Origin of the sequence: Pseudoalteromonas sp. XI10, assembly GCF_001469895.1 — a bacterium.
GTDB lineage: Bacteria > Pseudomonadota > Gammaproteobacteria > Enterobacterales > Alteromonadaceae > Pseudoalteromonas.
The window spans coordinates 1-12501 of the sequence record NZ_LOPY01000040.1; the positions used below are offsets into that span (position 1 = coordinate 1).

Annotated in this window: 12 protein-coding genes; 4 read left to right on the forward strand and 8 right to left on the reverse strand. The window is 39.8% G+C overall.

Features of this window, described 5'->3' with window-relative positions; translation table 11 throughout:
- Together AUR67_RS09810 and AUR67_RS09815 are read right to left on the reverse strand one after the other, a co-directional pair.
- A partial coding sequence (locus AUR67_RS09810) for a hypothetical protein (RefSeq protein WP_058585135.1) occupies positions 1-333 on the reverse strand: 333 nt, incomplete at its 3' end.
- 75 nt (positions 334-408) lie between these two features.
- Positions 409-1902, reverse strand: a complete 1494-nt coding sequence (locus AUR67_RS09815) for a BCCT family transporter (protein WP_235591821.1) — start codon at positions 1900-1902, stop codon at positions 409-411.
- Positions 1903-2129: 227 nt separating this feature from the next.
- On the opposite strand from AUR67_RS09815, the gene AUR67_RS09820 reads away from it, so the two are divergent.
- Positions 2130-2546: an MgtC/SapB family protein gene (locus AUR67_RS09820; protein WP_054561617.1), complete on the forward strand. Its 417-nt coding sequence runs from the start codon at positions 2130-2132 to the stop codon at positions 2544-2546.
- A 4-nt stretch (positions 2547-2550) separates the two neighbouring features.
- On the opposite strand, the gene AUR67_RS09825 is transcribed toward AUR67_RS09820, so the two are convergent.
- Together AUR67_RS09825 and AUR67_RS09830 are read right to left on the reverse strand one after the other, a co-directional pair.
- Complete coding sequence (locus tag AUR67_RS09825; RefSeq protein WP_058585137.1) at positions 2551-3627, reverse strand: energy transducer TonB; 1077 nt, start codon at positions 3625-3627, stop codon at positions 2551-2553.
- A gap of 101 nt (positions 3628-3728) precedes the next feature.
- The gene (locus AUR67_RS09830; protein ID WP_058585138.1) at positions 3729-5627 is read right to left on the reverse strand and encodes a beta-ketoacyl synthase; all 1899 of its coding nucleotides are present in this window, start codon (positions 5625-5627) and stop codon (positions 3729-3731) included.
- 127 nt (positions 5628-5754) lie between these two features.
- Here AUR67_RS09830 and AUR67_RS09835 point away from each other — a divergent pair, with 127 nt between their 5' ends.
- From AUR67_RS09835 to AUR67_RS09845, 3 genes are all read left to right on the forward strand, one after another.
- The gene (locus AUR67_RS09835) at positions 5755-6765 is read left to right on the forward strand and encodes a GlxA family transcriptional regulator (protein ID WP_058585139.1); all 1011 of its coding nucleotides are present in this window, start codon (positions 5755-5757) and stop codon (positions 6763-6765) included.
- Positions 6766-6883: 118 nt separating this feature from the next.
- Complete coding sequence (locus tag AUR67_RS09840) at positions 6884-8083, forward strand: GAF domain-containing sensor histidine kinase (RefSeq protein ID WP_058585140.1); 1200 nt, start codon at positions 6884-6886, stop codon at positions 8081-8083.
- A 6-nt stretch (positions 8084-8089) separates the two neighbouring features.
- Positions 8090-8989: a S41 family peptidase gene (locus tag AUR67_RS09845; protein WP_058585141.1), complete on the forward strand. Its 900-nt coding sequence runs from the start codon at positions 8090-8092 to the stop codon at positions 8987-8989.
- On the opposite strand, the gene AUR67_RS09850 is transcribed toward AUR67_RS09845, so the two are convergent.
- The 4 genes from AUR67_RS09850 to AUR67_RS09865 are packed head-to-tail and all read right to left on the reverse strand — an operon-like array spanning position 8966 to position 12458.
- Positions 8966-9409, reverse strand: a complete 444-nt coding sequence (locus AUR67_RS09850) for a GNAT family N-acetyltransferase (protein WP_058585142.1) — start codon at positions 9407-9409, stop codon at positions 8966-8968. The two genes, AUR67_RS09845 and AUR67_RS09850, sit on opposite strands and share 24 nt — an antisense overlap.
- A gap of 26 nt (positions 9410-9435) precedes the next feature.
- Positions 9436-9930 (reverse strand): MgtC/SapB family protein, encoded by a 495-nt coding sequence (locus tag AUR67_RS09855; protein WP_054551426.1) that lies wholly within the window; start codon positions 9928-9930, stop codon positions 9436-9438.
- A gap of 30 nt (positions 9931-9960) precedes the next feature.
- Positions 9961-11064 carry a GNAT family N-acetyltransferase/peptidase C39 family protein gene (locus AUR67_RS09860; RefSeq protein WP_058585143.1) on the reverse strand — a complete coding sequence of 368 codons (1104 nt, stop codon included), beginning with the start codon at positions 11062-11064 and terminating at the stop codon, positions 9961-9963.
- Entirely contained in the window at positions 11064-12458 is a 1395-nt protein-coding gene (locus AUR67_RS09865; RefSeq protein WP_058585144.1) for a RimK family protein, read from the reverse strand. Before AUR67_RS09865 ends, AUR67_RS09860 begins: the two co-directional genes overlap by 1 nt.
- Between the last annotated feature and the right edge of the window lie 43 nt (positions 12459-12501).

Below are 12501 nucleotides of genomic sequence, written 5' to 3' on the forward strand. Positions count from 1 at the left end.
GTTAAAACTATCCATTAATGTAGGTCTTTTTTTTGGCTCAGCTTTAACCTCAACACATTCTTTTACTGCGCGACTAATTTGACGACATTTAAGCTCAACATCCTTATCTTTGCTACCATTCTCTAGGCCTTCAATAATCGCTTTGTCGATTTCATAACCTAGCATCGTCATGGTCATACCATAGTTAACTCGGTCATTATCTTTTTTATCTCCATAGGCACTGGCAGGCTGTGCTTGACTAGCGCGCCCGCCAATTCCATCTGCAACTAAGCCAACTGCAGTACAGCCACTGAGTAAACTAACAGATAGTATTACGTACAAAGATTTAAGCATCGGTCCTCCAATACACTTAAGCTTATTTTCTAAGCATAATAACAAACGGGTAATTTAACTGTAAAAAACTGTAGACTAATCACAAATATCGCGAATAAACTCTTTTAAAAACCCAACTAACTGTAAGAGGAATATTAACAAGAAAGGTAAAGCGCCTAAAATTGCAACGCTACGATTTAATGGCTCATCTTGTAGCAGCAATAATGCAAAGCTACATATGAATAGTGCTAGACACCATGCGTAGAGTGTCACACGGTTACTTTGCTCAGAGTCAACCAGCTCTCTTATGACTAAAATCGCAGAGTCAGCGGATGTAGCAACAAATATCAACAGTAGTAATAAGCTTAACCAAATAAACACGGTTCCTTGCCAGTCTAGTTGATTAAAAAATACAAATAAGCCTTGGCTGTAATCTTGTTTTATAGCAACTAAAATGCCCGCTTGGTTAAGTCTATCCCATTCAATTGCTGCCCCCGAAAAGGTCGCAAACCAAATAATAGTCACTAAAGTTGGAATACACACAACTGCCAAAATAAATTGCCAAACTTTACGCCCCTGGCTAATTTTGGCTAGGAACACACCAACAAATGGCCCCCACGCTAACCACCAAAAGTAATAGTTATATGTCCAATGAGCGGCCCAGTCCGGCGCTTTTAATTGGCTATCAAATTGCCAAGTGCCAGTTGCAAGCAACTGTAAATAGTAGCCGGTTCCATCTAAAGCAATCTTTATAATAGGCTCAATTGGCACCACTAGTAGCAACCAAAAAAGCAGACTAAATGCTAGAAGTACGTTAAATATACTTAGTGACTGTACCCCGCGTCGTAATCCAAATTTAACCGACAGCGAATAAATAACTGCTAACAAACAAACGATTAATGAACCCACTAATAAAGTTGAAGTAACCCCCAACTCTATTTCAACACCTTTACTGATCAGTAAAGTGGAATTAGCTATGGTGCCGACGACACCAAAAAAAATAGCGATTACAGCAATTAACTTCACAATAAACGACACAGTAAATTTTGCAGACTTATCAATGCGATTACCTAGCGCCGTTAAAACAGGGGCACAAATATCTCCTGACTTCCCACTGTATTGCGTTAACCCCCCAAGCACTAGCGCAAAAACAGCATAAAGTGCCCAAGCATGAGCGCCCCAATTCACTAGGGTTAAAGCGAGGCTACTGGCTAGTCTATCTGGGTATAAGCTTTGTTTAAGTGGTGGGTCGAGAGAATGTAATGCAGGCTCTGCTACGCCCCAAAAAACCAAGCCAGAGCCCATTCCTGCTGCAAACAACATGGCAAACCAGCCAAAGTTTGAATACTCAACAACAGCCTGCTCACCACCTACTTTACGGCTACCGAGTGGGCTAATGGCTAAAATAATGATGGCAAACAATAAAAAGTTCACCAATAAGAAAAAGCTACTACCAGTCCATTTTAACAGTATTTGTACAAACGGCTGAACTTGCTCAGTGATAACATCAGGCAAAATCACAGCAATCAGTGCACCAAACATACACAGTGCAAGCGCGGTTTTTTCAAGAGAGGAGATGGAATGTTTCAATGTGAAGCCTATTTTGTCAGCGTGTTTAGCATACTGTTAGCATGGCTGAAATTCAAACAGCCAAAAGGCTGAAAAAATGACATAGCACTGCGTAAAAATCGCAAATTATAGCAAGGCATGTTTTTAAAAACCCGGCTACATGTCCCTAGTTTCCTCATTTTATTTAATTTGCTGATCGGGTATTGAAATTGCAAAACTATCATAATCTTTATAGCAAGGAACAAAGCATGGACTTTAATATTGATTGGTACGAAATTCTCGATAATTTAATTCATCTAGGTATTGCCTATTTACTTGCCCTTCCAATGGCTTTTGATCGAGAAAAAACCAGTAATGGTGCAGGTCTACGAACATTTCCATTAGTCGCTGTTGCATCATGTGGTTATGCATTAGTGGGCATGTCTGTTTTAACAAGTTCAGAGGCAGAATCAAAAGTACTCGAAGGGATTATCACGGGTATTGGTTTTATTGGCGGTGGCGCCATTTTGAAGAACAAAAACTCTACCTATGGAACAGCCACAGCAGCCAGTATTTGGAACATGGGACTTATTGGCATTGCTGTGGCATTTAGTCGTTACGAAATCGCCTTTTTAATGGCGTTGATTAATTTCGTAACGCTAAGATATGTTAAGCGCTTAAAGTAAACAATTAGCTCGCGTCATATTTTGAGTTAACTATGGCATAGCCAGTTTGTTTAACTTTAATCTCAGCAGGGTTTGCAGATTTAACTAATAAACCGCAACGTCTGCTCTGCTCATCAATGACATAATTAACCGATTCACTTGCTTCAAGGTCAATGACTTGATCGGCACAGCGGATCTGTAATTTAGAAACATCGCTCGCGCCTTCGATTTTGATTGAACCGCGAGATAAAGATAAATATGACAGCTTATCTTTTGAAACATTGATTTGTGAATTAATCTGCGGTGTTCGCGCCAAGAGGTCATCAATTTGCTTAATAGTGGCAAGTTTGTTTTCTTCTGAAAACTGTTTACCCTCGATATTATCTAACGCATAAATAGCATTGTAAGCAAGATTAAAATCGCCCTTGAAGCTGTACCATTGTAGAGCACTTTTAGCGACTAAATATTGTATATCTGTTGGTAACTTAGCTCGCAGTAAATAGGCTACAGACAACTGCTCATCAAAGCCAAACCATTGTTGTTGATGATAATAAAATTGGCTTTTCAGCCATGCAAATAATGCTTGTTCTGAAGTGTTTTTAGTATGATCTTTGTATAACTCAGCCAATGCTTGCTCAGCTTTTTTAAACTCTTTTGCTTGCAGCATTTTATTAATTTCATCGTATTCATTAATAAAACCACGGCTCGCTTTATCATTTGAGTAACCATTAAAATACTTACCTACTTCAAATGAAAACAGGTAACCACCTTCTACGGTTTTGCCTTCTTTTATGGCAGGTGCAAACTCTAAGTTGGTTAAGTATTTCTCTGCATTTTCTTCACTACCGCGAGTATCAGATGCCATGATCACTTCAATGTCTTTTGCCTTACCTTGTGTATCAACCACATAAGACATTAATGCCCAGCCTTCTAGTCGAGAGCCGTTATAACTACCTGGGTAACGTTTGTTTGAATTTTTAACAATATAGGCAGAGGTAGCAGCTTGAATATCAACACCTAAGTCGTTGACGTCTCGTGCTAAAGCCTGTGTTGGTAATGCGATAAGTGAACAAAGTGCTGCGAGTTTAGTGAATTTAATCATGACAATGGCTCCAAATCCCTTAGATAGGAACATTTATAGCACTAAAAAAGGCGCTTTAAAAGCGCCTTGCTGTCAAGAATGTGCTTAAACATGCCTTGATCTTAAAACATATCCTGGTAAGGGTTTGGTTTTGATAATAAAACTTTTTTATCAAAACCAGGGATTGTCATTGAATCTTCACTAATTTCAATACCATTTTCATCAATTAAGCCATCACCAAAACGATAAATTAGCTCATAATGACCTAAATCAGCGTGTTGTTGATAGTCAGCTTGCGCTTTGGCTACCTGAGTATGACGGTCTTGATATTGCGCCATAACCTCATCACCATGACGCTTTGCAAGCATCTTTAATGTAATTGTCGGTGATAACACAGTCGCCGTTGCGTTATTACCACCAAAGCCTTTTGAGTTAATGAAGGCAATATCCATTGCATCACATTGATAGTGTTCAGTACGAATGTCTAAATGCTCGCTATACACATCATCTGCCACTTTATCGATTGTCGTAATACCCGGCATAATATTGTGACTAAACACACCTAATGCCATAGCTAATTGGTCACCACTAGCTGGAGCAATGGTATGGCCAACATACGCTTTAGGCGCAGCAACCTTCCAATTATCAATTGCAAATGTTTCTGCCACTTTATGATAGATCAGTGATTCTGTTACGCGGTTTTGTGGTGTACTTGAGCCATGTGCCAAAATAAAGCTACGCTTTTGTACCGCCTCTTGGCCAACAATACTGTTTGCTAGTGCAACAGATTTTGCCATCGTGATGTAGTTACCTGGGCCCGGGGCTGTAATTGATTTTTTAATACCATCGGCATTGACGAACACATCTGCAACGCTGCCTAACACATCAGCGCCTAACCCTAATGCCAATGCATCATCCATTAATATAGCAACTTGTGCGCCTTCACCAATTGTAAAACCACAGTTTTCACCAAATGGACGGCTGGTACGGCGATGATCAACCACATCTGTATTATCAAGGCGCTTTAGGCCTTCTTCATTAGCAAGTGCGCTCATATTACCAAAACCTTCAACGATTTCGGGTGTAATAGCACACTCAACAGACGCCACTATGGCTACACGGGTACGACCCGCTTGAATATCGTTTACTGCAGCACGTAGGTTATATAAAAACGTTGCACATGCACCTGATGTAGTAAAGGTTGTACCCACATTGCCTGTTACATAAGCATTGATAAAGTCAGTAGACATGGTGTTTAAGCCAAGTGCAAGCTGTTTTGTACTCACACGGTCGCCCTGCTGACGCGCACGAATAAGTCCACCAAATCCTTCATCATCAACTTGACCAGCCACAGAAGCTGAGTAAGTGCCAATTTGATCAGGCTCAACACTATTCATCACCTGCTGCCACGCCAGACCTGTCGAACGAATCGCATCGGTTGCGGCAAAGATAGTCGCTTGCAAGCCTCTTGGTTGATAACGGCTGTTATACATAGCCGAAGGTTCAAAACCTGTTGGTAATTGACCGGCCGCTTTAATTGGATTATCGCGCGTACTGTCATGTTTAATAGCAAGATCAGCACTAATTGTGACTTTCACTTTTTTATCAGTTAATTCTTCAACCTGCCAAGCACTTGGTACTGGAGTTGGTAAATCACGGCGGCGCGTTTCAAAAACAATCTGCTGTTCATCTGACGCTGTTAACGTCATTTTTTGCTGCCATGGAGTCGCATCCACATCGAAGTGGTTTTTTTCAATTTTACGAATAAGTGTGCCAGCTAAAATTTGTTCACCGAACTTAGCTTCGATGTCTGATTCGGCAATGGTATTGCCTTGGGCATCTTTAAGTACACCTTCAGTAAGAGTGACTAAGTTCATTAATGTCGCTAAGCCTAAAAATGTCTCCTGACGGGCTTTAGCGTCCAAGCTGTCTAACACGATACGACGATAACCTTGATGAAAAGAAGTGCGGCCAGCGGCATTAATACCACCCATACCAACAATAACGGGTAATGCTGTCATAAAAAACCTTGAGAAAACGTGTTATGAGAATTAAGCCAAGTTTAAATGGATTAATTAACACGCTTTATGCTTAAATAGCCAAATAACATGCACAATAGGCCAAAAATAACTGGTCGGAGCAATTAGAGTGACGAAACTTCAACAAGTAAAAGCCATTGAAATTAGTATTTTGGTTTATCCTCATTTATTAATAACCAGTTTAACCCTGCCTATTGAAATGCTCAGAGCTGGTGAGGCCTTTGCAAAAAGCCATCGTCAGCAGAACGAATTTAAACCTCTAAACATCAATTTAGTGGCAAGTAGTCTAAATGCGATCCCTAATCGTACCGGGCTTTCAATTATGCCCGATTGCGAAACCGTCACCGCGCCTGCTAGTGACTTGATTATTGTGCCTGGGATTTGGCGAAACCCGCGTCCTGTGGTGAGCAAACAGCAAAGTTTGGTGAACTGGCTTGGCGATTCTTGGCAACAAGGCAGTCATATCATTGGTGTAGGCACAGGTAATTGTTTAGTAGCAGAAGCAGGCTTATTGGATGGCCACCCGGCTACCACCCACTGGCATTACGCAGAACAATTTAAACGTGACTACCCTAAAGTGCAGCTTAAGCCTGATTTTTTCATCACACAATCTGAGCGCATGTATACAGTTGCGAGTTTAAATGCCCTTGCCGATGTTATTGTGCATATTATTAGTCAATATTACGGACGAGAAGCGGCACAACATGTTGAGCGTAATTTCTCCCATGAAATTCGTAAGCCCTATGAAGATCAGCGCTACCTTGAGGGTGCCGTTGATAAACACCCAGATGAACTAATCGCACAAATTCAATTTTGGTTAAAAAACAATTTAACCTCTGAACTGACTCTGCAAGAAATTGCAGCACAATTTAGTTTAAGCTACCGCACCTTTACACGCCGTTTTCGCCAAGCCACCAGCCAAACTCCTGTGGAGTATTGGCAACAGTTGCGGGTACAAACTGCAAAAGAGTTATTAGCGTCTTCAAATTTGTCTATTCAAGAAGTTGCACTGGAAGTTGGTTATAACGACCAAGGTCACTTAACACGGGTATTCAAGAAAGTGCTTTCACAAACACCTAGTGAATATCGCACAGTCGTTAGACGAAAACTATTTGGCTAAAGCAAAAATGCCGGAAATGTTCTAAGCAAAGGTCAGATTAATCATATTTAAGTTGCTGAATTAAAAATTATTACTAAGCTTTTAGTTAGTTGTATAGGTATTTGTTTGAGTCTAAAAAATGTATCAGCTTGATTATGATGAATTAGTGCAAAGTTGGAATAAAACCCTCGAAGTTTTAGCCCTTTTTGCTGATGTACCCGTCGCCTTAGTAATGAAAGTAGAAAACAATATTATTAGTGTGTTTTCAAAAAACGATAACCAAGATAATCCTTATGAAATTGGCGACAGTGAAGAGTTAGATGATTCAGGCCTTTATTGTGAGCATGTAGTAAAAACCCAAAAATTACTGAACATTCCAAACGCACTCATTGATGATGATTGGAAAGAAAACCCTGATATCAAGCTTAATATGATTTCTTATTTAGGTTTACCTATATGTGCAGGAGACACTACCCCATTTGGCACGATATGTATCCTTGATAGCAAACCTCATGAATACAACGAACCCGTAATAAAGCTACTCGAAACCATTAAGCAAAGCTTCGAAACACAACTGAAGTTATTGCATCAGCAAAAGCAAGCGTTTGAGCAACAACAGTTTGCTGAACTAGCCACTTTAATTAGAGGAATAGCCCACGAGCTCAACACACCACTCGGTAACTGCATTACCGCAGTAGATGTTACTCAACTTGCTGTAAAAGAAACACAAACCAGACTTTTAAAAAAACGACTTAGCCAACAAGCACTGCAAAATACTTTAGAGACATTGATAAATACCAATGAACTACTAGACAGAAACTTAACTTCATCTGCTTACAAGATACGTATTTTACAAGATTTGCTTTATACCAAATCACAATCAAGTAAAACAATCATGACGTTAGAGCAACTCTCTGAGTCATTGTATAAGCACTTAGAAGAGCAAATAAAACATCGCGGTATCAAATTAGATATTAATTATCAAAAACCTCATAGCCAAATTGAAGTTGATATAGACTTACTTAAGCAAGTGCTGTTTATTTTAGTGCAAAACTCAATTGAGCATGCATTCAACAATATTGCAGACCCTATAATAGAGATTGATATTTTTGATTTTGATGAGGTTTTAAAAATTCACTATACAGATAACGGCACCGGTATCAGCAGTACTGAACTAAGCTCTATTTTTACCCCCTTTTACAAAGGTAAAAACAACCAATCAGGTATAGGGCTTGGCCTCAGCATAGCGAAGAAAATTGTTAGCCAACAACTGCAAGGCGATATTTGTGTACAAGAAAGTGATGTAGGCGCCCACTTTTTGATTAGTTTGCCGAAGTAAGTTTAAATGAAGAAATCATACTTTTTTACATTGATATTATTTACTCAAATTTCTTCTTTTGTTAACGCAGAGCCAAACTATGATGAAGTAAAGCAATTAATAAACAAGCACTTTATCCGTAATAGTGATTATTCAGACAAATCGGTCTATCTGGGCTATAAAACTCCAAACGTTGCAACACTTCTTAAATCACTCAATGAACCTCATACTTATCTCATGGATAAAGATTCAAATATAACTTTTTTCAGCGCCAAAAAACGCTGTGTTAGTAACAGCAAAATTAAGCAGCATTTTCATAAAGGTAAACATGCTTATCTAAAAATTTCGAGTATTGGTATCACAACCACGGAAGAAAAATCACAATATGTTCGTAATTTAATCAATAAGATAAGATCTCAGGACAACAAAAACTCCCGATACTGGATTATTGATTTAAGAAAAAATAGCGGTGGCAATATGTGGCCGATGTTGCAAGCAATTTCCCCTTTTTTTGACGCTACACAAGTATTAGGTGAATTCCATTTGGCATCTGGAAGCATAACTAGATTTGGTTTTAAAGATGGAATAGCCCATGAAAGCTCGTTACAAAAAATCAATTTCCAACCAGATACCTATCATTTAAAACATCAGCCAAGTAGGATTTATGTTTTGATTGACTCTAGTGTCGCTAGCTCTGCTGAAGCATTAGCAATTGGGCTATCTTCTCTTGATAATGTAATACTCGTTGGCGAGAAAACGTGTGGCTTAGCTACAGTCAATACTCCGTTTGAGCTCAGGGACGGAAGTATTCTTGTTTTAACAACAGGCGAGATGGCCAATATTCATGGTCAAACATTTAAAAGTGGCATCAAACCTAGTATGAGTAGTCTAGAGTTTAATAAGCTAATCAAAGTCTTTGGAGAATAAAATCTTACTAGTTTGTGGGCTGCCTCTGTCTTCATAGCCTGTTATGGCATAACCATTTTTGATAAGCATACTTAGCATTGCAGGAAAACGGTTCGTCGACTTAACCTTTATGGTTCGGTAATTGTTGGTTTTAACCCATGCTTCTTGCGCGTTTAATAAAGCCTGTGCAATACCCTGCCCTCTACATTTTGGTGCAACCGCCCCAAGCCAGCTATAGAAAGTGTTTGAATCTAACGCATAACCCAATTTGAAGGCCACAGGCTCATTATCGATATAAGCAACTAAAGCTAGATGCTCAATATCTGCACACTTTGCTTGTAATTTGCTAAAGGTATTTCGGCCATCAAACTCAGGAATTTGACTATCGACAAGTAACAGATCTTCTAAACTAGCTGGCTTTATTGTGTAACAAGGCTCCATGAATCACTCTAATCTGATATCTAATTTCACTTTTCTTTTCGATAATACAACTTTGAATAGCGTTTTACACGGGCATGTACACCGCGCCCTAAGCTCTTAAATTTAGCTTCAAGTACATCTACGCCATATAAAATACCTACCACTAGCACCGATAGTTTTATTGCAGCTAGCAAGTTGTCGGTGGCAATGACAACACCAATTGAAGCTAACACCCATATCGTTGCAGCAGATGTTACACCAACTACCGCACCATCTTTTGCAAGCATCACCCCGGCACCTAAAAAGCCAATACCGGTGATAATTTGGCCCACTACACGTGAATGATCAATATCTTCTCCATGTAACATAAACGCTGTTGATAGAAACAAATAAGTACCTAACACAATGAGCGCTGACGTACGAATACCCACAGGTTTGCCGCGTAATTGACGCTCCATACCAATAATTGCGCCGCAAAATGCAGCGCTACCTATTGCTGACCAAGAATAAGGGGCAATATCAAATAAACTACTCAGTGTCACTGCACTTCCAAATCAAACTAATAATCAAAATTATAAATAAAAGGCCATCGCTGTACTGAGTCGTGATGAGCCAAAACTAGCCATTTTGCTAAAATCGGCTTTGGCTATAGGCACATGCTGACAATCAATCGCCAATTGTTTTTCGTTTTCACAAAACGGGTCATGCACATACAAGCAATGCTCATCAATATGCGTTACACACACCCAATGCGGTGACTTTTTACCATCAAATCGATAAGTGCTGATCAATAACACCACCGCTTTACCCTCAGCAAGCCAATCTTCAATGGTAGCCAAGGTTAACTCTTGATAGCGTACTGGCAGTTTTGCAGCTATCGCTTCGGCTACAAACTGATTGTGTACGGTATGCAAAATGGCTTTTTTCTTTTCACTTCTTACACCATCAATAAACAAGGTATCACGGGTATTTAAAACAACATCGGCTTTAAAACCACGTTTCATTGCTGCAAGTGCTAACCCTAGAGGGTGACAACCGCCATGCCCTGAAGTCATGAAAATAGTCGTGGCTTCACGCCAGATATCCAGCTCTTTGAGTTGGCTCATTGCGGTATCATTCAATGATGACATTGCCATTAATAACGCCGCTGGGCCACAGGTAAATTCGGTAGTTTGCTGGTACCAAGGCGTGTGTTTATCAGCATTAAATTCGATATTACGACGAATGTTTTTTTGCATTCGATGGGCATCACTATGGTCATCATAATAATCACTGTAATGACCAAACACCTGATAACCCAGTTTTTCATATAAGCGAATTGCTGATTGGTTGTTTACCGCAACTTCTAAACGCATGTATAAACGGCCCCGTTTAGCCGTTTCATTTTCAAGCGCAAGAAGTAACTGTGAAGCAATCCCTTTGCCTTGCTGAGATTGCAAAACCGCCAGTGAATATAACCGGGCAAGGCGCGTCCCTTTGTGACACCACACTAAACCATAACCAACTAGTTGATTATCTACCTCAGCCACCATCAATAAGCCATGAGTTGCGCTGATCCAGCGTTTTAAACTACGGCTACTTAATCTATCTTGGCTAAAGCTTTGCTCTTCAATGGCTACAAGAGCTGTCAAATCCGTGGCCTGTGCAAAGCGGATTTGACAAACAGATGCTTTCATTAACCGCGGCCTCGTGCTTCTAGCCGTAGTTTAAACTCATCCATAATGATCATATAAAGCTCATCACCTAAATAGGCATCTTCGACTTTGTGGTCGATACTTGGGTTGTCATTCACTTCTAACACGTATGCTTTACCTTGATGCTCTTTAACATCAACACCATACAAACCTTTCCCCACTGTTTTACAGGCTTTTAACGCCGCATCAAGTACCACTTTAGGTAGCTCAAAGGTTGGCAAGGTCTCAAAACCACCTGAGAAGAAGCGTTTTGCATCATGATTGTAAATTTGCCAGTGATTACGGGCCATTAAATAACGACACGCATAAATTGCACGGCCATTTAACACCCCGACACGCCAGTCGTATTCGGTGTACATGTACTCTTGTGCAAGCACCAGTGCACTGAACTCAAACAGCTCAGTTAACTTAGCAACTAACTCATCACGATTAGCAACTTTAAATACGCCTTTTGAGAAAGAGCCTTCTGGCATTTTTAATACCAGTGGATAGCTGAAGTTTGCTTCTAAACTTTCAATTGTCTCTTCATTTGTATCAGCCACAACGTGAGTTTTTAAACTCGGCACTTTTTGATAATTAAAGGCATCGTGCAAATACACTTTATTACAACAGCGCAGTATCGATTCTGCATCATCAATGACCACTAACCCTAAGCTTTGTGCTTTACTCGCTAAACGATAGGTTGGATGGTCAATGGCTGTGGTTTGGCGAATAAATAACGCATCAAATTGTGCAATATTGGTTATTTCATCAAATGTCAGTGCTTGAGCATAAATACCGTGCTTAGCGGCTGCTTTTATAAATTTAGCAATGGCATCTTTATCACTTGGCGGCACTTTTTCTTGGTGATCAACCAATATAGCCATATCCCAACGGTAACGACGTTTTTTATCGTGAATTCGCCACACTGACTCAGTAAAGCTACTGAGTTGTTTTACAAACTCCGTAAAGCCAGTGTCATCTAATGATGCAATCGTGCCTTGCTTTACAACACCTTGCTCATCACACACCAAAATAGGCGCAGAATATTGCGAGAATAACGCTTTGGTTGCTTTACTTTGCTGCTCTTTATCTGTGTGACCAAAAAATACAGTGCCACCAGCAAGCGCTTTATGACGCGTGCTGTGCTCATCGCTACGTAGCGCATTAATTGTTTTTACACTTGGTAATACCTGATGCTTTCTTGCTTCAGCAAGCAAAGAACAATAATAACCTTTACTTAAATACTGCCCTGTATCACACAAGTTTAAAATGCGTGTTTTTGGCTCATTATGTTTTGGGTAATCACGTAAGTAGGTGTCAAAGGTAATGACATTTTCGAAATTTTGAGCAATACGTTGCTCATTGTTATCAACCACAATCAAGGTTTTAAACACGACTTTTCCTAAATTAAGCCATAAATAAAATGAAAAACACCCA

Coding starts and splice junctions, on each gene's coding strand:
- AUR67_RS09850 (WP_058585142.1), bottom strand. CDS start 9,409: ATGGAGCCTTGTTACACAATAAAGCCAGCTAGTTTAGAAGATCTGTTA.
- AUR67_RS09840 (WP_058585140.1), top strand. CDS start 6,884: ATGTATCAGCTTGATTATGATGAATTAGTGCAAAGTTGGAATAAAACC.
- AUR67_RS09825 (WP_058585137.1), bottom strand. CDS start 3,627: ATGATTAAATTCACTAAACTCGCAGCACTTTGTTCACTTATCGCATTA.
- AUR67_RS09820 (WP_054561617.1), top strand. CDS start 2,130: ATGGACTTTAATATTGATTGGTACGAAATTCTCGATAATTTAATTCAT.
- AUR67_RS09860 (WP_058585143.1), bottom strand. CDS start 11,064: ATGAAAGCATCTGTTTGTCAAATCCGCTTTGCACAGGCCACGGATTTG.
- AUR67_RS09830 (WP_058585138.1), bottom strand. CDS start 5,627: ATGACAGCATTACCCGTTATTGTTGGTATGGGTGGTATTAATGCCGCT.
- AUR67_RS09845 (WP_058585141.1), top strand. CDS start 8,090: ATGAAGAAATCATACTTTTTTACATTGATATTATTTACTCAAATTTCT.